The organism is Kocuria sp. CPCC 205231 (assembly GCF_040980965.1).
GTDB classification, from domain to species: domain Bacteria; phylum Actinomycetota; class Actinomycetes; order Actinomycetales; family Micrococcaceae; genus Kocuria; species Kocuria rosea.
In genome coordinates, this window is record NZ_JAVKPP010000010.1 from 1 (window position 1) to 20,164 (window position 20,164).

A 20,164-nucleotide genomic window follows, 5' to 3' on the forward strand; every position below is an offset into this window, starting at 1 on the left:
CCGTGTACCCGGTCAGGGAGAACGTTCCCTCCTCAGCAGGTGTGGGGGTGAGGACCACCAGGGCGGTGCCGAGGAAGAACAGCACGGCCAGCAGGATGATCGTCCTGCGCCTCCCCCAGGCATCCGAGACCCGGCCCCAGACCAGGGCGCCGACGGCGGCGGCGAAGATGAGCGAGCTGATCACCACGCCCAGCTGGATCAGGCTCAGCCCCAGGTCCTGGGCCATCGGCCCCTCGGCGCCGTTCGTCACGCCGGTGTCGTAGCCGAACAGCAGCCCGCCCAGGCAGGCGACGACCGAGATCAGTCCGAGCCGCTTCCGGTGCGGCCCCTGGGTCAACGGCGGGAGGGCGACCCGGCTGTCGCTCGGAGACTGGTGAGACATGGGAACTCCTTGGGTGATGACCTCGTGAAGCACGGTCGAACCGTGTGCGGCACCGGTCGGATGGTGGGTTGTTCGTGCGGGTGGATCGGGGATCGGCCGAGAAGGCAGGACGCCGCTCGGGGCCGGCGGGCGTGCAGGCGGAATGCCCTTCGCCGTCCGGGCGGGGTCGTGGCTCCTCCGGTCGGTTGCCGCACCCGGCATCCGGTGCGACGGTGGCGAAGCGTCTACAGCGACTGCTGCGACGTGGAGTGCGCCGGAGGGCGCGCCCACCGGTGGGGCGGGGTGACGTGCGTGCCGGATCCGGGGGTGCGTACCACCAGGCCGGCCTCGACCAGATGCTGCAGAGCGCTGCGCACGGTGACGCGGGCAATGCGCAGTCGGGACGCGAGCTCGTGCTCGTTGTCCAGCTTGCTGCCCGGCGCCAGAGCCCCGCTGTGGACAGCCCCCTCCAGGAGGAGAGCGAGTTGGTGGTAGAGGGGCACCGGGGAGTTCCTGTCGATCGGCAGGGACAGCGTTGCGGTCATGAGAGGTCTCCTCTTCGGGCCGGGCCTCGGCCCTTCGACGCGCTGCCGCACACTCGTTCGGCAGAGGTGTTGGCGATCACACTAATACGTACTAGTGTTTCTGCCAAGGGTTTGTCAGGACATGTTCACGACACCGTTCCCGGGCATCCCCTTCCGCGCTCCATCCCTGACCTGAAGGAGAATTCCGTGTCCGAGCCCCGTACCTTGAACATCGGCCTGATCGGCGCCGGCCGGATCGGTTCCAGCCATGCCGAGCTGATCACCCGCACCGTGCCCAACGCCCGGCTGGTCGCGATCGCCGATCCCGTCGAGGGCGCCGCGGCGCGCCTGGCGGAGGCGTTGCACGTGCCTGCGGCCTGCACCGACATCGCCGAGCTGCTGGCCGACCCGGAGGTGGAGGCCGTGGTGATCACCGCACCGGCCCGGTTCCACACCGAGCTGGTGGAGCAGGTCGCCGCGGCCGGCAAGGCGATCTTCTGCGAGAAGCCGGCCGGGATGACGCTGGAGGAGATCGACCGGGTCCACCAGGCCGTCGAAACCCACGGAATGCTGTTCCGGATCGGGTTCAACCGCCGCTTCGCCGACGGATTCCCGCAGGCCCGGGCGGCCATCGAGGCCGGGCGGATCGGCTCCCCGCAGCTGCTGCGCTCGACCACCCGCGACCCGGGACTGGCGAACCCCGGCGCGGTGGCCCCGTGGACGATCTTCCTGGAGACCCTGATCCACGACTTCGACACCCTGAACTTCCTCAACCCCGCCGCCCGGGCGGTACAGGTCCACGCGGTGGCCGACGCCCTCGTGGCCCCGGACTTCAAGGACGCCGGGCTGCTGGACACCGCCGTGGTCACCATCCGCTACGACAACGGGGCGATCGCCACCGCCGAGGCCAGCTTCTCGGCCGCCTACGGCTACGACACCCGCGCGGAGGCCTTCGGCTCCGCCGGCATGGTCACCGCCGGGGACCTGGCGGCCTCGAGCATGCGCTACTACGGCCCGGAGGGCATCGCCGCCGAGACCGTCCGCGCCGACACCCAGTCGATGCGCGGCGCCTACACCGCGGAGCTGCAGGCCTTCACCGACACCGCCCTCGGACACCTCTCGCCGGGTCCGGGCGTGGAGGCGGCCCGGGACGCGCTGCGGATCGCCCTGGGCTGCATCGAGTCCTGCCGCACCGGCGCCCCGGTGAGCCTGGACCCGGTGGGAGCCACCCGATGAGCGGCTTCACCCTGGCGGCGAGCGCGGAGATGGTCTTCGTCGACCTGCCGTTCGAGCAGCGGGTGCGCCGGCTGCACGAGGCCGGGTTCGAGGTGGAGATCTGGGACTGGACCACCAAGGACCTGCCCGCCCTGGCCGCCACCGGGGCCCGGTTCGGGTCGATGACCGGCTACGTGCGCGGGGCCCTCGTGGACCCGGACGGGGCGGCGGAACTGCTGCGCACCGCAGAGGACTCGCTGGCCGCCGCCGAGGTCCTCGACTGCCCCCGGCTCAACGTCCACGGCACCGGCCTGGACCCCCAGGGGCTCCCCGTGGTGCCACACGAGGTGGTCACCGGGGCGGACTGGCTGGCAGCGGCCCGCACGCTGGAGCGGCTGGCCGTCCTGGGCGAGCGCCACGGGCGGGTCTTCACCCTGGAGAACCTCAACCGCGCCGTCGACCACCCGGGGGTGCCCTTCGGGGCGGCCGAGGACACCCTGGCGCTGGTCGCGGCGGTGGACAGTCCGCACCTGCGGCTGAACCTGGACCTCTACCACGCCCAGATCGGGGAGGGGAACCTGGTAGAACTGTGCCGGAGGGCCCTCCCGTACGTGGGGGAGATCCAGGTGGCCGACGTCCCCGGGCGGTGCGAGCCGGGCACCGGGGAGATCCACTTCCCCCGGGTGGCCACCGCCCTGGCCGAGGCCGGATACGAAGGAGTGATTGCGATGGAGGCCTTTGCCGCCGCCGACCCCGAGCTGGCGCTGAGGCGATTCCGGGACGCCTTCACCGTTCCCTGCCCGTGAGCCCGGACGCCCCGGGGCGGGAAGCCCCCGGCCACCCGTCCGGGCGCCGCGTCACCATGCGCGACGTCGCCCGGGCGGCCGGGGTCTCCCAGCCCCTGGTCTCGATCGTCTTCCGCGACGCCCCCGGCGCCAGCGAGGAGACCCGGGCCCACGTCCTGCGGGTCGCCGCCGAGCTGGGCTACCGCCGCGACGAACGTGCCCGGCTGCTGCGCCAGGGCCGCTCCCGGCTGCTGGGGGTGGCCTTCGAGCCCGTGCAGCCCTTCCACGGAGAGATCCTCGACGGCGTCCACACCGCCGCCCAGCAGCGGGGCTACGACGTCGTGCTCTCGGCCGTCACACCGCACCGGGCGGAGGACGCCGCGGTGGAGGCCCTGCTGCGCGACCGGTGCGAGGCCCTGGTCCTGCTGGGCAGCGCCCTGCCGCGGGCCCGTCTCGAGCAGATCAGTGCGACCCTGCCGGTCGTCTCCGTCACCCGGGCTTTCGACGCGGCGGCCTTCGACAGCGTGGCCACCGACGACCACCGCGGCGCGGTGCTGGCCGTGGAGCACCTCCTCGACCTGGGGCACCGGCGGATCGCCTACATCGACGCCGACCGCGAGGCCGGCGGGGCGCGGCGCCGGGCCGGCTACCAGGACACCATGGCCGCCGCGGGCCTGGTCGACGAGATGCTGATCGTGCGCGGCAGCGCCTCGGAGGCCGGCGGCGCCACCGCCATCACCGGGCTCCTGGCCCAGGACCCCGCGCCGACCGCTGTCATCGCCTTCAACGACCGCTGCGCCGTCGGGGTGATCAGCCAGGCCCGCGTCCTGGGCCGGTGCGTGCCCGAGGACCTGTCGGTGGTCGGCTTCGACGACTCCGAGCAGGCGTCCCTGCCCTACCTCGACCTCACCACCCTGGCCCAGGACCCCTGCCTGCTCGCGCACACCGCCGTGGACCTGGCGCTGCGCCGCTTGGATGCGACGGCTGAGGACACCGCGGTGACCGGCGAGCACGTGGTGCTCCCCGCCCGGCTGGTCACCCGCACCAGCACCGCACCCGTCTCCGCTGCCCCCTGAGGCGGCTCCCTCGCCACACCGGCCCAGGACCGGGCAGGCGGCACTTGCGGGACGGGGCCCTTCCGCACCGATCAGGAACCCCGCCTGTCCCCCGATGAACGGACTACACGGGGCCCCCGACGAGGTCGTGCCGGGGCACGCTGCGCTGCACGAGCAGGTACGGGGCCCACAGCAGGGCCGCGGAGAGGACGGTCAGCCCGAAGCCGATCATCGCGGTCTGCTCGGCAGCCGGCCCCATCTCCACGCTGCCCACCAGCACCGAGAAGGAGATGACCACCAGCAGAAGCCAGCACACCAGCCCGTGGAACCAGCGCAGGCCACGGCGCAGCGGCAGGAAGAAGAGCGCGGCCGCCGGCAGGACCACGAGGAGCTCCAGCGGCCAGACGGCGGCGGGCAACCACCCGTGCTGGACGAGGTAGGGCAGCAGGAAGCCGGCGCTCAGGGCGTACATGCCGGCGAACCATGCACCGAGGATCCAGTGCCGGCCGGTGGGCCGCTGACGCGCCTCCCGCAGCGCGGGGTCCCGGCGCTCCGCCTGCTCCTGGGCCTGCGCGGCGTTCTGATGCCAGCGGTTCTCCAGCCGGATCGTGTTGTCCAGCCACCCGCCGGTGGCGGGGAAGGGGATGACCTCTTCGGTGGTCGCGAGGTGCTCGAGCTGGGCCTCGGGGCCGAGGTAGGCCTCGCCCTTCCACGAGAGCGGCCGGGCGGTGTAGCCCAGTTCCACGCCGTGCTTCCGCAGCGCTGCGATCCAGACGTCGACCGCGGGGTCCTTGTGCGAGGAGAAGGGGACGCTCGTGATCCGGCGGCTCCCGTCCTGGTCGAACAGGATGTGCAGGACGGGGGCCGTCTCGGTCAGTGTTCCGCCGCCGTTCTCGACGAGGATCGTGCGGCGCAGGATCCGGTAGGAGGCCACGACGGAGGCCACGGCCTCCCACGGGATGGCCCGGCGGACCGGTGCGTCGGCGCCGAAGGTGTTCCACTCGGTCGTCTCGATGCCGGTCTCGCGCAGGGTATAGGTCGAGCGGTGGCGGGCGTGCCAGGCTCCCCTGCGCACCAGGTCCACCGTCCTGACCAGGAGCAGGACCCCGGCCGCCACGAAGACCAGAGTGAACAGCAGCCACGGGTTCCAGAACGCGATCATCAGCCAGACGGGGACGCCGATGAAGAGCGCGACGATGGCCGCGACGAAGAACAGGCCGACCACCGCGGCGCCGCGCCAGAACAGGTCCTCCCGCTGCTCCTGCTGGACGTGGACGATTCGGCTTCCGGTCACGGCGGTCCGGGAGACGGGGTGGGGGTCCGGTGTCACGACAGGTGCTCGCTCTCGATGCAGGGGCGGGTGCGTCCCGGGCAGGGGTGTTCCGGCGCTCTCGGAGCCTATCGGGGACCAGGGCTCAGGGCGCTGACCCGACACGGCGCCACCCCGTCGCCTCCGCCCGCCCGTCCGTCCGGAGAGCGCACGCAGAAGGGCGGGGAGCCTCCGGAGGCTCCCCGCCCTTCGCGAGAGTTCTAGTTGCGCGAGCTGCCGGTGTTCGTGCCCTCGCCGGAGTCGTCCCGGTGGTAGAGGTACTCGTTGCCGTGCTCGTCCTTCTCGACGTAGAAGTGCTCCTGGACCTCTTGGTACCAGGTCTGGGCGGCCTCGCTCATCCTCTCGCCCTCCTGCGCCTGGGCCAGCCGGTCCCCCGGCCCGTAGACGCGCATCGCGATGGCGTTGAGCCGGTCGAGGATGCGGTGCTGCTGCTCGCCGTCCCGGTTGGTGTTCTGCCTGTTCCGCGCCATGACGTCCCCCGTTGCCGACTGTGATGGTGATCACCAGTCTAGCGCCTGGGTGCCGGCACGGACCGGGCCCACCGGCGGGTGTGACGCCGGTGGGCCCGTACGGTCCCTGGTGTGCGGGCGGCTACTCGACGTCGCGGATCTGCTTGAGGGAGCCGGTGCTCGTGCGGTACTCCCGCACGTAGTCGGGCTGCTCCGGGTGCTCGATGGCCGGGGCGTTGGCCGGCTCCGAGCCGTGCACGTAGTCCGGGGCCACGACGATCTCCTCGTCCACCTCGGCGCCGGTGGAGGTGCGGCGGCGGAACTCCTCGGGCGGCAGCACCCGGCGCCACTGGCGGGTGGGCAGGACGCCCACCTCCCCGGCGTCCTCGCGCAGGGCCCGGAGCAGCGAGTAGATCATCACGTACCCGAGCACGAAGAACGGCAGGCCGATGAGGATTGCCACGTTCTGCAGGGCGGCGAGCCCGGTGGCGCCGGTGGCGGTCAGCAGGATCGCGGCGATGAGGCCGATGGCGACGACCCAGAACACGCGCTGGTGCACCGGGGACTCCTCCTCGTGGCCGCTGCCCATGGTGTCCATGACCAGGGCGGCCGAGTCGATCGAGGTGATGAAGAACAGCACCACGATGAGCACGCCCACGGCGGAGGTGACGGTGGAGAACGGGAAGTTCTCGAGGAAGACGAACATCGCGCCGGGGATGTCGCCCTCGTCGACGACGGCCTCCACGAGCCCGCCCCCGCCGTTGAGCTCGATGTCGAACACGCCCATGCCGAAGATCCCGAACCAGATGACGGAGAACAGCGTGGGGAAGGCGAGCACCCCGGAGACGAACTGGCGGATGGTACGGCCGCGGGAGATGCGGGCGATGAAGATGCCCACGAACGGGGACCACGTGATGGTCCACGCCCAGTAGAAGACGGTCCAGCCGCTCTGCCACCCGGTGTCCGCGAGCGAGTCGTTCCAGAAGGCGAGCGCCGGGAGCATCGACAGGTACGTGCCGGCGGACTCGACCATGCCCTTGAGCATCAGCACGGTGGGCCCGGAGACGAGGATGAAGACCAGCAGGGCGATCGCGATGAGGATGTTGGTGTTGGACAGCCGCTTGATGCCCCGGTCGAGGCCGAGGGCCACGGAGACCGAGGCGACGAGGCTGACGGCGGCGATGATGAGGATCTGCGACAGCGCCGACTCGGAGATGCCGAAGAGCCGTGCCAGGCCGCTGTTGATCTGCATGGTGCCGAGCCCGATCGAGACGGCCACGCCGAAGAGGGTGCCGACGATGGCCAGGATGTCGATGAGCCGCCCGACCGGCCCGTGGATGCGCTCCCCCAGCAGCGGCTGGAACATGGAGCTCACCCGCGGCGGGAGGTTGCGCTTGTACATGAAGTAGCCGAAGGCCAGTGCCGGGAGGGTGAAGATCGTCCAGGTGTGCAGCCCGAAGTGGTAGAGCGTGAAGCCCATCGCCTCGGTGGCGGCCTCCATGGAGGCCGGCTCGACGCCCTGCCGGGGCGGGTTCGCGAAGTGGTTCACCGGTTCGGCGACGGCCCAGAACATCAGGATCGTGCCGATGCCCGCGGCGAAGAGCATCGAGAACCAGGACAGGTTGGTGTGCTGGGGCCGTTCGTCGTCGGCCCCGAGCCGGACCTGACCGAAGCGGCTGACCATGAGGTAGATCAGGAACAGCAGGAAGACGGTCACACCCAGGATGTAGAACCAGCCGAGCTGTTCGATCACCCAGGTCGAGCCGTCCGCGAAGACAGCGTCCATGAACTCCGTGAACACCAGCGTCAGGACCACGAACGCGGCGATCACCAGCGCGGAGCCGAAGAAGATGGTGGGACTGGTCCGCAGTCGCAGGGAGTCGTGCAGTCTGTTCAGCATCGCCGTGCTTCCCCGGCTGCCCTCGGCCTCGGACGAGCGGACGGCCGCCGTGTCTCGGTTGTGTGCGTCGGTCGTGTGGATCGGTGGTGCGTTCTGGTTGCTACGACCCTACCGCGTGGTCGTCCTGAGGCGGAGGCTCACTCCGGGGACGGCGTGGACGCCAGGCGCGGCTCCACGTGCCACTCCCACCACGCGTCCACGCGGTCGCGCAGGCGCTGCACGGTGCCGTCGTTGACCAGCACGGTGCTGGAGACGGCTGCCCGCTCCTCGTCGGTGGCCTGGGCGGCGATCCGGGCGCGGGCGTCGGCCTCCGTCATGCCGCGGTCCTCGACCATCCGCCGCACGCGCTCCTCTGCCGGGGCCTGGACCGTGAGGACGAGGTCGAAGCGCCCGTGCTGGCCGGTCTCCACGAGCAGCGGGATGTCCTCGACCAGGACGGCGTCCTCCCCGGCCGCGGCCGCGAGCCGCTCGGCCTCCGCCCGGACGAGGGGGTGGATGATCGCGTTGAGCCGGGCGCGCGCCTCCGGGTCCGCGAACACGCGGGCGCCGAGCGCGGCCCGGTCCAGGCGGCCGTCCGGGGTCAGCACGGAGGGTCCGAACTCCTCCACGATCCCCTCGAGGCCGGGCCGGCCCGGCTCCTGCAGGGCGCGGGCGATCGCGTCGGCGTCGACCACGGTGGCCCCGAGCTCCATGAGCCGCCGGGAGACCGTGGACTTGCCCGAGGCGATCCCGCCGGTGAGTCCGATGGTCAGCATGGGACCATGCTATCGGCCGGTCCCGGCCGCGCCCCGCCGGGCGCTCAGGCCTCCCCGGCCCCGGCCACGGTGGTCATGACGTCCGGCAGCGTGCCGGGCCCGTGCGCCCGCTGCACCCGCAGCCAGCGGTACCCGTAGCCCTCCAGGGCCAGCTCGGCCGAGGAGTCGGCGTCGAGGGTGCACGTCCCGCTGCCCAGCAGGTCCAGCAGCTCGGTGCCCTCCTCCTCGTCCGGCAGCCGCAGCAGCACCGTGGTGGGCTCGGCGGAGAAGTTGTGCAGCGCCACGATGCCGGAGCCCTCCCACGAGCACCGGTGGGCGAGGACCTCCCGCCGCGGCTGGTCCAGGACCTCGGCGGGCCCCCAGGCCAGCTCGGTGCACTCGCGGTAGCGGCGGGCCAGGGTGGTGACGAAGTTCAGCAGGGAGTCCGGGTCCCGCTTGGCGTCGGCCACGTTCACGGCCGCGGGGCCGAACTCCCCCTCGACGACGGGGCCGGAGAGGTCCTCGGCGCCGGCGGAGGAGAACCCCCCGTTGCGCCCGGAGGTCCACTGCATGGGCGTGCGGACGGCCATGCGGCCCTCGGCGGCGAGGTTCTCGCCCATCCCGATCTCCTCGCCGTAGTACAGCACCGGGGTGCCCGGCAGGGAGAAGAGCAGCGAGTAGACCATCCGGATGCGCTGCCGGTCCCCGTCCAGCATGGGCGGCAGCCGCCGGGTGAGGCCCCGGCCGTAGATCTGCATGCGCTCCTCGGGCCCGAAGGCGGCGAAGACCTCCTCCCGCTCGGACGCGGAGAGCTGGTCGAGGGTGAGCTCGTCGTGGTTGCGCACGAAGTTGGCCCACTGGGCGTCCTGCGGGATGCGGGGCCGGTTCTTCAGGGCGGTCGCCAGCGGCCCGGCGTCCCGGCGGGCCAGCGAGAGGTAGAGGTTCTGCATGGCCACGAAGTCGAAGATCATGGTCAGCTCCCCCGCGTCCTCGGTGCCGAACAGCTCGAGCTGCTGCTGGTAGGGCAGGTTGACCTCGCCCAGCAGGGCGGCCCGGCCGTTGCGGCGGTTGGCGAACCTGCGCAGCGAGCGCAGGAACCCGTGCGGGTCCGTGAACCCGCCCTGGTTCTCGATGTCGTCGCCCTGCGCCAGCGTGAGCAGCTGGGGGATCCCGTCCACGCGGAAGCCGTCGAGGCCCAGGTGCAGCCAGAACCCGACGATCTTCGCGATCTCGTCCCGCACCTTGGGGTGGGAGAGGTTGAGGTCGGGCTGGTGGCGGTAGAAGCGGTGCAGGTACCAGTGCCCGGTGATCTCGTCCCGGGTCCAGATGCCGCCCTCCTGGTCGGGGAACACGGCCTTCCCGGAGGTGTCCGGCGGCTCGTCGGCCCGCCACACGTAGTAGTCGCGGTACGGGCTGTCCGTGCTCGAGCGCGCGGCCTGGAACCACGGGTGCTGGTCGGAGGTGTGGTTGACCACGAGGTCGGCGATGACCCGCAGACCGCGGTCCTGGGCGGTGCGGACGAGCTCCACGAGGTCGCCGAAGCTGCCCAGCCGCCGATCCACGCCGTAGAAGTCGGTGATGTCGTAGCCGTCGTCCCGGTTCGGTGAAGGGTAGAACGGCATGAGCCACAGGCAGGTGACGCCGAGCTCCGCCAGGTAGTCCACCCTCTCGGCCAGCCCGGCGATGTCGCCGACGCCGTTGCCGTCCGTGTCCAGGAACCGCTCGACGTCCACGCAGTACACGACCGCCTGCTTCCACCAGAGGTCGGAGGTGTCGGCGATGCGCATGTCTGCTCCCTCGGTCGCGGCTGCTCCCCTGTCTAGCACCCCGTCCCGGTCCCGTCGAGGGCGCGCGGTGCCCGGCCTAGAGTGGGGAGCATGGACCCGGACCCCCTGCTCAGCCGCGCGACCCGGTACACGACGCTCGCCGCGGGCACGGAGGCGGTGGCCGAGCTGGAGATCAAGCGCTCCCGCTTCCTGGCGGTGCTGCGCCGGGCGCCCACGGAGGCCGAGGCCCGGGCCCTGGCCGAGGAGCTGCGGCGCGGATTCCACGACGCCCGCCACCACTGCTCGGCGTTCGTCCTGGGCCCGGACCGGGACGTGCAGCGCTCCTCCGACGACGGCGAGCCCGCCGGCACCGCGGGCCTGCCGATGCTCGAGGCCCTCGTGCTGCGGCGCACCGCCACGGACGCCGCCGGCCGGGACGTCACCGACCTCTCGGACGTGAGCGCCGTGGTGGTCCGCTGGTTCGGCGGCACCCTGCTCGGCGCCGGCGGGCTGGTCCGGGCCTACTCCGAGGCCGTGTCCCAGGCCCTCGACGGCGCGTCCCTGGTGGTCCGCCGGCGGCAGCGGCTCTACCGGCTCCCCGCCTCCCACGCGGACGCGGGCCGGATCGAGAACGAGCTGCGCGCGGCCGGGACCACGGTCCTGGACACCGCCTACGGGGCGGCCGGCGCGGAGCTGGGCCTCGCCCTGCCCGACGACGACGCGGCCGTCGCCGCGCTGCACTCCCGCGTGGCCTCGCTGACCTCCGGCGCCGGTGTCCTGCGGCCCGTCGGCACGGACTGGGTGGACACCCCCGCCGGCAGCCGGCCCTGAGCGGCGCCCGGCCGGTCCGGCGGCCCCGGGAACAGCACGACGGCCCCCGCCCTGCGAAGGGTGGGGGCCGTCGTGGTCAGCGCCGTGCGGAACGGCCTGGCGGTGCCTGTCGGATCAGGCTCCGGTCAGCTTCTCGCGCAGAGCGGCCAGGGCCTCGTCGGAGGCCAGGGTGCCGGAGTCGGCGGCCGGGGCCTCGGAGGAGTAGCTGGTCGGGGCCGGCGCGGACGAGGAGGAGGACGAGGAGGACGAGGACGAGGAGCTCGTCGTGCCGCCGGCGGCGGCCTCGGCGTCCTCGGCGATCGACTTCCGGACCTGCTCCTTGTGCGCCTCCCAGCGCGACTGGGCGTCGGCGTACTGCTGCTCCCAGGCGGCGCGCTGGGTCTCGTAGCCCTCGATCCACTCGTTGGTCTCGGGATCGAAGCCCTCGGGGTACTTGTAGTTGCCCTGGTCGTCGTACTCGGCGGCCATGCCGTACTGGGCCGGGTCGAACTCGGTGGAGTCCGGGTCCACGCCCTCGTTGGCCTGCTTGAGCGACAGCGAGATGCGGCGGCGGTCCAGGTCGATGTCGATGACCTTGACGAACAGCTCGTCGCCCACGGAGACGACCTGCTCGGCCATGTCCACGTGGCGCTGGGCCAGCTCGGAGATGTGCACCAGGCCCTCGATGCCGTCCTCGACGCGCACGAACGCGCCGAAGGGGACGAGCTTGGTGACCTTGCCCGGCACGACCTGCCCGAGGGCGTGGGTGCGGGCGAACAGCTGCCACGGGTCCTCCTGGGTCGCCTTCAGCGACAGGGAGACGCGCTCGCGGTCCATGTCGACGTCCAGGACCTCGACGGTGACCTCCTGGCCGACCTCGACGACCTCGGAGGGGTGGTCGATGTGCTTCCAGGACAGCTCGGAGACGTGCACGAGGCCGTCGACGCCGCCCAGATCCACGAAGGCACCGAAGTTGACGATCGAGGAGACCGTGCCCGTGCGGACCTGGCCCTTCTCGAGCTTGTGCAGGAAGTTCGAGCGGACCTCGGACTGGGTCTGCTCGAGCCAGGCACGGCGGGACAGGACCACGTTGTTGCGGTTCTTGTCCAGCTCGATGATCTTCGCCTCGATCTGCTGGCCGATGTACGGCGCGAGGTCGCGCACGCGGCGCATCTCGACGAGGGACGCGGGGAGGAAGCCGCGCAGGCCGATGTCGAGGATGAGGCCGCCCTTGACGACCTCGATGACGGTGCCGGTGACGACGCCGTCGTCCTCCTTGATCTTCTCGATGTCGCCCCAGGCGCGCTCGTACTGAGCCCGCTTCTTGGACAGGATCAGGCGGCCTTCCTTGTCCTCCTTGGTGAGGACCAGAGCCTCGACCTCATCACCCACGGTCACGACCTCGTCCGGGTCGACATCGTGCTTGATGGACAGCTCGCGGGACGGGATGACGCCCTCGGTCTTGTAGCCGATGTCGAGAAGGACCTCGTCGCGGTCGACCTTGACGACGGTGCCCTCGACGAGGTCGCCGTCGTTGAAGTACTTGATGGTCGCGTCGACAGCGGCGAGGAAGTCCTCGGCGGACCCGATGTCGTTGACGGCAACCTGCGGGGTGGTGGTGGTCATGTAGTAGGGGCTCCGATGGGGATAGTTTGTGATCAGTCGGAACGGAGATTGTCCGGCCGGACCGCGGCCGTTCCGAAGGATTGCTGGACAGGGCACGTGCAGAGCACGCACCGGGTCAGTCTACGGACGGAGGAAAAGGGGCGCAACACGCGACCCGCCGCGGCGCGCGGGCTCAGAACTGTGTGACGCCGTACGGGGCGGTCGGGGTCTCCATGAAGTCCTGCAGGTCCCGCAGCGCGTCCTCGTCCCGGGCCACGATCAGCCCCGCCTGCGCGAGGGTGCTCGCCTTCACCGCCCCGAGGTACAGGGACCCGAGCACGTCCACCCGCATCGCCACGTCGGCCCCGTCGGGCAGCTCCACCGCGGGGACGGAGCGCCCGGCGTCGTCGTCGGCGGTGCGGGGCCGGTCGCCCAGCCGCTCGACCACGGGCGTCCCGCCGCTGGTGTCCAGCGCCCAGACGCCGTCGGCGTAGCCCATCGAGTCCACGAGGGAGATCACGATCCGCCCGCGGAAGGTGTACGGGCGGGCCTCCAGCGCGGCGGCGGGGTCCAGGACCCGCACCCACACCTTGTCGGACTCCGCGGTGACGCGGTACTTGGCCCGGTCCGCCATCGCCCACACCAGCGGGTCCTCCACGGGGGCGCGGCCGAAGCGGACCTGGTCCACGAGGTCCAGGGAGGTCACGAACTCCCACAGGGCGATCGACACGTCCGGGGAGGCGCCCACGAGGTCGAGCACCGTCAGGGTCAGCGGGTAGGAGGTGTTGGGCTCGAACCGGTAGGTCACGTAGCCGTCCGGGCGCATCGCGTCGTCGTAGTGCACGGCGCAGCGCACCTCGGGGTCCGCCTTCTGCGGGGTGATGGCGTACTCCCCCGTGTACTCGGGCCAGTGGTAGGCCACCCGGCTCACCGATCCGTGGGAGCTCTCGTGGAAGCGCTGGAAGAGCACGGGGGCGAGCTGGCGCACCGCCTCGCCGTCGGCCATCTCCACGCTGCCCACGGTCGGTGCCTTGAGCTGCAGGCGGGTCGTGGCGTCCACGGTGACCTCGCGGTTGAACGTGGCCGCGCCGAAGCCGAACCGGCCGTAGATGGTGGCCTCGGTCGCGGTCAGCAGCGCCACGGGGTAGCCGTCCCGCCGGGCGCGGTCGAGCTCCCCCGTCATGAGTCGGCGCAGCAGCCCGCGGCGGCTGTGCGTGGGCCGCACGGTGACCTCGGAGATGAGCCGGGCCCGCAGCAGCCGGCCGCGGCCCGCGTTGAGCGAGCCCTCCCAGGAGGTGAAGGTCGCCACGGGCCGCCGGGTGGGGAGCGCCGCCTCCGGCACGGCGTGCGGGTACGCCGCTCGCAGCCGCACCCGCTCGGCGTGCATCCAGGACAGGGTGCGCTCGAGGGTCTCGTCGGTCGGCTCCGCCTGGTGGAAGCCCTGCCGGATGGCCCGCACCCACTCCACGGCGGCCGGGTTGGCCGCGACGCCGCCGGGGCCCACGCCGAACTCCGCGAAGGTGTAGTCGTGCCCGCCGGCCGAGTAGGACTCGGTCACGGTGCCGGGGGTGGACGGTGTCGTCGGAGCGTCGTGCTGGGGGTCCATGGTGGGTTCCTCGTTCGCGGTGGGTTCGGGGAGCGGGCCGGCCGGGGCGCCGGTCCGGCCGGTCAGTGGGCCGCCTCGTGCCAGGAGCGGCCCGCGCCGACGTTGACCTCCAGCGGCACGGACAGCTCGGCGGCGCCGCCCATCTCCTCGCGCAGCACCCGCTCCACGGTCTCGCGCTCCCCGCGCACGACCTCCACCACGAGCTCGTCGTGGACCTGCAGGAGCATCCGGGAGCCGAGGCCCTCGTCGGTGAAGCGCCGGTCCACCCCGAGCATCGCCTTCTTGATGATGTCGGCGGCCGAGCCCTGGATGGGGGCGTTGAGGGCGGCGCGCTCGGCCATGGAGCGCAGCTGCCGGTTGTCGCTGGAGAGGTCCGGGAGGTACCGGCGGCGTCCGTCGATGGTGGCCGTGTAGCCGTCCTCGCGGGCCTGCTCCACGACGCCGCGCAGGTAGTCGCGCACCGCCCCGAACCGGGTGAAGTAGTCGCTCATCAGGGTGCGGGCCTCGTCGACGGGGATCCGCAGCTGCTTGGAGAGCCCGAAGGAGCTCAGCCCGTAGACCAGCCCGTAGCTCATGGCCTTGACCTTGGAGCGCATGGGCGCGGTGACCTCCTCCGGGGCCACCCCGAAGATCTTCGAGCCGACGAAGCGGTGCAGGTCCTCGCCGCTGCGGAACGCCTCGATCAGCGCCTCGTCCCCGGACAGGTGCGCCATGATGCGCATCTCGATCTGGGAGTAGTCGGCGGTGAGCAGCTGCTCGTAGGCCCGCCCGTCCTCCGGGCGCCCGACCACGAACAGCCCGCGGATGCGGCGGCCCTCCTCGGTGCGCACGGGGATGTTCTGCAGGTTGGGGTTGGTGGAGGACAGCCGGCCGGTGGCGGCGACGTTCTGCATGTAGGTGGTGTGCACGCGACCGTCCTCGGCGATGGCCTTCTGCAGGCCCTCGACGGTCTGGCGGAGCTTGTTGGCGTCCCGGTAGGCCAGCAGGCCGGCGAGGAAGCGGTGCCCCTTGGAGTCCGGGTCGGTGCGGGTGAGCAGCTCCGCCACGGCGTCGGCGTCGGTCGTGAAGCCGGACTTGATCTTCTTGGTCTTCGGCAGCCCCAGCTCCTCGAACATCACCTGCTGCAGCTGCTTGGTGGAGCCGAGGTTCACGGGCTCCGCGATCTGGGCGTGCGCCTCCTGCTGCGCCTGCTCGATCACCCGGGCGAAGTCGTCGAGCAGGACCTGCACCCCCTCGGGGTCCACGGCGATCCCGGCGAGCTCCATCCGGCCCAGCACCACGGCCAGGGGCAGCTCGAGGTCCGTGAGGAGGGCGGTCTGGTGGGTCTCGGCCAGCTTCTCCAACAGGTGCTCGGAGAGCTGGACGGTGGCGACCGCCAGCTCCGCCTCCCGCCGCAGCACCGCCGGGGCGGGCCAGGGCTCGGCGTCCAGGGCGAGCTGCTGCTGCCCCTCGGCGGCGGGGCCGTCCGCGGCGGGGGCCACCGCCAGGCCCAGCCGGTCCTCGAGCAGCGCGGGGAGCTCGTAGCTGCGCCGCGCCGGCTGCAGCAGGTAGGCCGAGAGCTGGGGGTCGTCCACGACCCCGGCCAGCGGCAGGCCGCGCACCGCGAGGGACTTCCAGACGTCCTTGAGCCCGTCCACGATCTTGGGCCGGTCCGCGTCGGCCAGCCAGCGGGCCAGTGCGGACTCGAGGCCGGAGTCGGCGGCCGCGAGGTCCAGGAACAGCGCGGACGGCTGGTGGCCGCCGCGGGCGAGGACCGCCCCGGAGAGCTCGCGGGCGCCCGGCAGCACGGGGTCGTCGTCGCGGTGCAGGGCGTGCAGCACCACGGGGCCCTCCCCGCCGGCCAGCCACTGCTCGAGGTCCTCGGCGGTGCCGGGGCGCTCGACCTCGCCCAGGCCGAGGTCGGCCGGCGGGGCCGCCTCCTCGACGGGACGCCCGAAGGCGTCGAAGAGCCGGTTGCGCAGGCCGTCGCCGAACTCGAGGTCGTCGAAGACCTCCCCCACCGCCTGGGCGTCGGGCACGGGCAGGCCGGCGTCGGCGAGGTCGACGTCCAGCGCGAGATCGGTGATCAGACGGTTGAGCCGGCGGTTGCGCTCGACGTCGGCGCGGTGCTCGCGCAGCGCCTCGCCCTTCTTGCCCTTGACGCGGTCCGCGTGCGCGAGGATCGCGTCGACGCCGCCGTAGGCGAGGATCCACTTGGCCGCGAACCCCGCGCCCACGCCGGGGATCCCGGGGAGGTTGTCGGCCTGCTCCCCGGTCAGGGCCGCGAGGTCCGGGTAGTGCTGGGGCGGCACCTTGTACTTCTCCACCACGGCGGCGGCGTCCATGTGCTTGAGGTCGGACGGGGTGCGCCCGGGGTAGACCACCGTGACGTGCTCGTCGATCATCTGGAAGGCGTCCCGGTCCCCGGAGAAGACCAGCACCTCGTAGTCCTGCTCGGCGCCGCGGCGGGCGAGGGTGGCGAGGACGTCGTCGGCCTCGTGGCCCTCGGCGGTCACCACGGGCACGCCCAGGGCGTCGAGGATCCGGCGGATCTGCGGGACCTGCCCGTGGAACTCCTCGGGCGTCTCGTCCCGCCCGCCCTTGTACTCCTCGTACTCCTGGGAGCGCAGGGTGGGGCCGTCGAGGTCGAAGGAGACCACCAGGTGGGTGGGCCTCTGCTCGCGGATCAGCTTCACGAGCGTGTTCACGAAGCCGTAGACGGCCTCGGTGTGCCGGCCGTCGGAGGTCACGAAGGCGGGCCCGCCGCCGTACTCCGCGGCGCGGGACAGCGCGAAGAACGCGCGGAACGCCAGGGAGTGACCGTCGACCAGCAGCAGCTTGCGCTCGGGCCGGGAGACCGGGTGGGGGATCTCGACGTCGACGGGGTGGTCGGTGTCGGTCCCGACGGTCACCGTGCGGACAGCGGTCTCGGGGCTCGGGTCGGTCTGCGTGTGCTGCGTCGTTTTCTCCACGGACCCATCCTAGGGCCGGGCGGGAGCAGGGGCCGGCGGTCCGCCGGGGCCCGGCGGGTCAGCCGGCGCGGCCGGACAGTGCGCTCAGGCGACCTGGTTGATGATGGCCTCGGCGACCTCCCGCATGGAGAGCCGGCGGTCCATGGAGGTCTTCTGGATCCAGCGGAACGCCTCGGGCTCGGTGAGGCCCATCTTGGTGGTCAGCAGCGACTTCGCGCGCTCCACGAGCTTGCGGGTGGCGAACTGCTCCTTCATGTCCGAGACCTCGCGCTCGAGCGCGGCGATCTCCTCGGCGCGGGAGATCGCGATCTCGATCGCGGGCACGAGGTCGTCCACCGTGAACGGCTTGACCACGTAGGCCATGGCCCCCGCCTCGCGGGCGCGCTCCACGAGTTCCCGCTGGCTGAAGGCCGTCAGCAGGACCACCGGGGCGATCCGGTCCGAGGCGATCTGCTCCGCCGCGGTGATCCCGTCGAGGACGGGCATCTTCACGTCCATGAGCACGAGGTCGGGGCGGTGCTCGCGGGCGAGCTCCACGGCGCGCTGGCCGTTGTCGGCCTCCGCGACCACCTCGTAGCCCGCGTCTTGGAGCATCTCCACGATGTCCAGGCGGATCAGGGTCTCGTCCTCGGCGACCACCACCCGGCGGGCCGGGCGCAGGTCGTTCTCCGCCGCCTCGCCGGACAGGTCGTCGCGGGTCTCGGGCTCCTCCGCCGGGGAGGGGTTCGGCTGCTCCGTCACGCTGACTCCTTGGCTGCTGGTGCGTCGTTGCCCGCGCCGCGCGGGCAGCGGGGCCGGCGGCGCCCGACTGCCCGGCGCCGCGCGTTCCGTCCGATCAGCCCCAGCCTATAACTGTTGTAGAGTGGTCGAGCGCAGGAGCCGCCCTCCCGAGGCGGCGCGGACTGCGACCGCAGGCCCAAGTGGCGGAATTGGCAGACGCGCCGCACTCAAAATGCGGTTCCCCTGGAGTGTGGGTTCGAGTCCCACCTTGGGCACCGGCACCCCGGACCTCTCGGTCCGGGGTCTTCTCGTCCCGCCCCCGTGCCGTCAGCCCGCGGCGCCCCGCTCCCGCACCAGGTTGGTGACCCGGGCGGTGGACAGCCGCCGCCCCCGCTCGTCGGTCATCACGACCTCGTGGACGGTGAGCGTGGCGCCCAGGTGCAGCGCCGTGCACGTGCCGGTGACCGTCCCGGAGGCCACGCCGCGCTGGTGCGTCGCGTTGACGTCGACACCCACCGCGTACCGCCCCGGACCGGCGTGCACGCTGGCCGCGGTCGAGGCGAGCGTCTCGGCGAGGACGCAGTGCGCTCCCCCGTGCAGGATCCCGCCCGGCTGCGTGTTCGGCTCGACCGGCATCGTGGCGACCGCCCGCCCGGGCGTGAGCTCCGTGAACCGGATGCCCATCGCCCGGGCGAGACCGCCCATCCCGTGCCCGGGGAAGGCGGCGTGCAGCTCCTCGGGGACCCCGTGCTCGCGCAGGTCCCGGGAGTGCTCCTCGGGGGTCATGGCCGGGGGGCTGCTCACCCCTCCCGCCACGGTCCCACGCGCTCGCGCCGCTGACCGCTGCCCAGCAGCTCCCCGGCGTCGGCGACGTCGCCCACGCGGTGCACCTTGACGAGGTTCGTGGTGCCGGCGACCCCGGGGGGCGAGCCGGCGCAGATCACCACGAGGTCGTCCTTGCCCGCGAGGCCCTGCTCCTGGAGGTGCAGGTCGACCTGCCGGGTCATCTCGTCGGTGTGGTCGACCTTCGCGACCTGGATCGGCTGCACGCCCCACAGCAGGGACATGAGCGCCGTGACGAGGGGCTCCGGGGTGAACGCCAGGATCGGGTGGGCCGGGCGCAGCCGGGAGAGCCGGCGGGCGGAGTCCCCGGACTGGGTGAACGTGCAGAGGTAGCTGACGTCGAGCTGCCGGGCGATGGTCACCGCCGCCCGCGTCACCGCGCCACCGCGGGTTCGGGGCTCCGTGCCCAGCGCCGGGACGCGCTCGAGGGCCTGGGACTCGATGGCCTCGATGATGCGGGCCATCGTCTCGATCGTCTCGATCGGGTACTTGCCCACCGAGGTCTCCCCGGAGAGCATGACCGCGTCGGCGCCGTCGAGCACGGCGTTGGCGCAGTCGGAGGCCTCGGCCCGGGTGGGGCGGGGGCTGTCGATCATCGACTCGAGCACCTGGGTCGCGACGATCACGGGCTTGGCCCAGCGCCGGGCGAGCTCGATGGCGCGCTTCTGCACGATCGGGACCTGCTCCAGCGGCAGCTCCACGCCGAGGTCCCCGCGGGCCACCATGATGCCGTCGAACGCGTCGATGATCTCGTGCAGGGCGTCCACCGCCTGCGGCTTCTCGATCTTGGCGATCACCGGCAGCCGCCGGCCCTCCTCGTCCATGATCTCGTGCACCCGCACGATGTCCTTGGCGTCGCGCACGAAGGACAGGGCGATCAGGTCCACGCCGCGGCGCAGGGCCCAGCGCAGGTCGTCCTCGTCCTTCTCCGACAGGGCCGGGACGTTCACGGCCACGCCGGGAAGGTTGATGCCCTTGTTGTTGGACACCGCCCCGCCCACGACCACCTCGGTGGTGACGGTGGTGTCCGAGACGGCGGTGGCGCGCAGGGCGACCCGGCCGTCGTCGATGAGCAGCGGGTCGCCCACGTTGACGTCGCCCGGCAGGGCCTTGTGCGTGGTGGAGCACAGGCTCGCGGTGCCCTCGACGTCGTCGACGGTGATGGAGAACACGTCGCCGGGGAGCAGCTCGTGCGGACCGTCCGCGAAGCGGCCCAGCCGGATCTTCGGTCCCTGCAGGTCCGCGAGGATCGCGACCGTCTGCCCGGCGTCCGCCGAGGCGCGCCGCAGGTTCTCGTAGGACGCGTCGTGCACGGAGTGGTCGCCGTGGCTCATGTTGAGCCGGGCCACGTTCATGCCGGACCGGATCGCCTGGGAGAGGTTCTCGTACGAGGAGATGGCCGGGCCGATCGTGGCCACGATCTTTGCTCGTCGCATGTGTGCCGCCTTGGGTCGAGGGATGCCACCGGGGAGGACGCGCACAGCACTGCGGCCGGGGGCTCCGTCGCGCA

General features: G+C 72.3%; 17 protein-coding genes and 1 tRNA gene. 5 read left to right on the top strand and 13 right to left on the bottom strand.

Going from position 1 to position 20,164, the window contains the following annotated elements; all coding sequences use genetic code 11:
• Positions 1 to 382 (bottom strand): MFS transporter (locus RF640_RS11575; protein WP_368827904.1); only part of this gene is annotated, 382 nt, incomplete at its 3' end.
• A gap of 224 nt (positions 383 to 606) precedes the next feature.
• A complete protein-coding gene (locus RF640_RS11580; RefSeq protein ID WP_126350102.1) occupies positions 607 to 906 on the bottom strand; it encodes a GntR family transcriptional regulator in 300 nt (99 codons plus the stop codon).
• A 186-nt stretch (positions 907 to 1,092) separates the two neighbouring features.
• On the opposite strand from RF640_RS11580, the gene RF640_RS11585 reads away from it, so the two are divergent.
• From RF640_RS11585 to RF640_RS11595, 3 genes are read left to right on the top strand one after another with little or no spacing between them, the layout of a single operon-like run.
• Positions 1,093 to 2,121, top strand: coding sequence for a Gfo/Idh/MocA family oxidoreductase (locus tag RF640_RS11585; protein WP_368827906.1), 1,029 nt, complete (start codon positions 1,093 to 1,095; stop codon positions 2,119 to 2,121).
• Positions 2,118 to 2,906, top strand: coding sequence for a TIM barrel protein (locus RF640_RS11590; RefSeq protein WP_176337690.1), 789 nt, complete (start codon positions 2,118 to 2,120; stop codon positions 2,904 to 2,906). Before RF640_RS11585 ends, RF640_RS11590 begins: the two co-directional genes overlap by 4 nt.
• A complete protein-coding gene (locus tag RF640_RS11595) occupies positions 2,903 to 3,961 on the top strand; it encodes a LacI family DNA-binding transcriptional regulator (RefSeq protein ID WP_368827908.1) in 1,059 nt (352 codons plus the stop codon). Before RF640_RS11590 ends, RF640_RS11595 begins: the two co-directional genes overlap by 4 nt.
• A 103-nt stretch (positions 3,962 to 4,064) precedes the next feature.
• On the opposite strand, the gene RF640_RS11600 is transcribed toward RF640_RS11595, so the two are convergent.
• The 5 genes from RF640_RS11600 to RF640_RS11620 all read right to left on the bottom strand — a co-directional run bounded on the left by RF640_RS11600 (position 4,065) and on the right by RF640_RS11620 (position 10,140).
• Positions 4,065 to 5,234 (bottom strand): hypothetical protein, encoded by a 1,170-nt coding sequence (locus RF640_RS11600; protein ID WP_152609221.1) that lies wholly within the window; start codon positions 5,232 to 5,234, stop codon positions 4,065 to 4,067.
• A gap of 236 nt (positions 5,235 to 5,470) precedes the next feature.
• Entirely contained in the window at positions 5,471 to 5,740 is a 270-nt protein-coding gene (locus RF640_RS11605; RefSeq protein ID WP_017832857.1) for a hypothetical protein, read from the bottom strand.
• Positions 5,741 to 5,861: 121 nt separating this feature from the next.
• On the bottom strand, positions 5,862 to 7,619 hold the full coding sequence (locus tag RF640_RS11610; RefSeq protein ID WP_017832858.1) for a BCCT family transporter: 1,758 nt from the start codon (positions 7,617 to 7,619) through the stop codon (positions 5,862 to 5,864).
• 137 nt (positions 7,620 to 7,756) lie between these two features.
• A complete protein-coding gene (coaE, locus tag RF640_RS11615; protein ID WP_035924002.1) occupies positions 7,757 to 8,374 on the bottom strand; it encodes a dephospho-CoA kinase in 618 nt (205 codons plus the stop codon).
• Between the two features lie 44 nt (positions 8,375 to 8,418).
• Positions 8,419 to 10,140 carry an alpha-amylase family protein gene (locus tag RF640_RS11620; protein ID WP_368827911.1) on the bottom strand — a complete coding sequence of 574 codons (1,722 nt, stop codon included), beginning with the start codon at positions 10,138 to 10,140 and terminating at the stop codon, positions 8,419 to 8,421.
• 90 nt (positions 10,141 to 10,230) lie between these two features.
• Here RF640_RS11620 and RF640_RS11625 point away from each other — a divergent pair, with 90 nt between their 5' ends.
• Positions 10,231 to 10,950 (top strand): YigZ family protein, encoded by a 720-nt coding sequence (locus tag RF640_RS11625; protein ID WP_368827913.1) that lies wholly within the window; start codon positions 10,231 to 10,233, stop codon positions 10,948 to 10,950.
• Between the two features lie 114 nt (positions 10,951 to 11,064).
• Here the strand turns inward: RF640_RS11625 and rpsA are convergent, their stop codons facing one another.
• The 4 genes from rpsA to RF640_RS11645 all read right to left on the bottom strand — a co-directional run bounded on the left by rpsA (position 11,065) and on the right by RF640_RS11645 (position 17,778).
• On the bottom strand, positions 11,065 to 12,555 hold the full coding sequence (gene rpsA, locus RF640_RS11630) for a 30S ribosomal protein S1 (protein ID WP_035924005.1): 1,491 nt from the start codon (positions 12,553 to 12,555) through the stop codon (positions 11,065 to 11,067).
• A 172-nt stretch (positions 12,556 to 12,727) separates the two neighbouring features.
• Entirely contained in the window at positions 12,728 to 14,140 is a 1,413-nt protein-coding gene (locus RF640_RS11635; protein ID WP_109222610.1) for a GNAT family N-acetyltransferase, read from the bottom strand.
• 62 nt (positions 14,141 to 14,202) lie between these two features.
• Positions 14,203 to 17,091, bottom strand: a complete 2,889-nt coding sequence (gene polA, locus RF640_RS11640; protein WP_115162595.1) for a DNA polymerase I — start codon at positions 17,089 to 17,091, stop codon at positions 14,203 to 14,205.
• Between the two features lie 84 nt (positions 17,092 to 17,175).
• A complete protein-coding gene (locus RF640_RS11645; RefSeq protein ID WP_031282683.1) occupies positions 17,176 to 17,778 on the bottom strand; it encodes an ANTAR domain-containing response regulator in 603 nt (200 codons plus the stop codon).
• A 227-nt stretch (positions 17,779 to 18,005) separates the two neighbouring features.
• On the opposite strand from RF640_RS11645, the gene RF640_RS11650 reads away from it, so the two are divergent.
• A tRNA-Leu gene (locus tag RF640_RS11650) sits at positions 18,006 to 18,086 on the top strand.
• A gap of 52 nt (positions 18,087 to 18,138) precedes the next feature.
• On the opposite strand, the gene RF640_RS11655 is transcribed toward RF640_RS11650, so the two are convergent.
• Together RF640_RS11655 and pyk are read right to left on the bottom strand one after the other, a co-directional pair.
• Complete coding sequence (locus RF640_RS11655) at positions 18,139 to 18,597, bottom strand: PaaI family thioesterase (protein WP_031282685.1); 459 nt, start codon at positions 18,595 to 18,597, stop codon at positions 18,139 to 18,141.
• Positions 18,598 to 18,611: 14 nt separating this feature from the next.
• Positions 18,612 to 20,090 (bottom strand): pyruvate kinase, encoded by a 1,479-nt coding sequence (gene pyk, locus RF640_RS11660; protein WP_368827916.1) that lies wholly within the window; start codon positions 20,088 to 20,090, stop codon positions 18,612 to 18,614.
• Between the last annotated feature and the right edge of the window lie 74 nt (positions 20,091 to 20,164).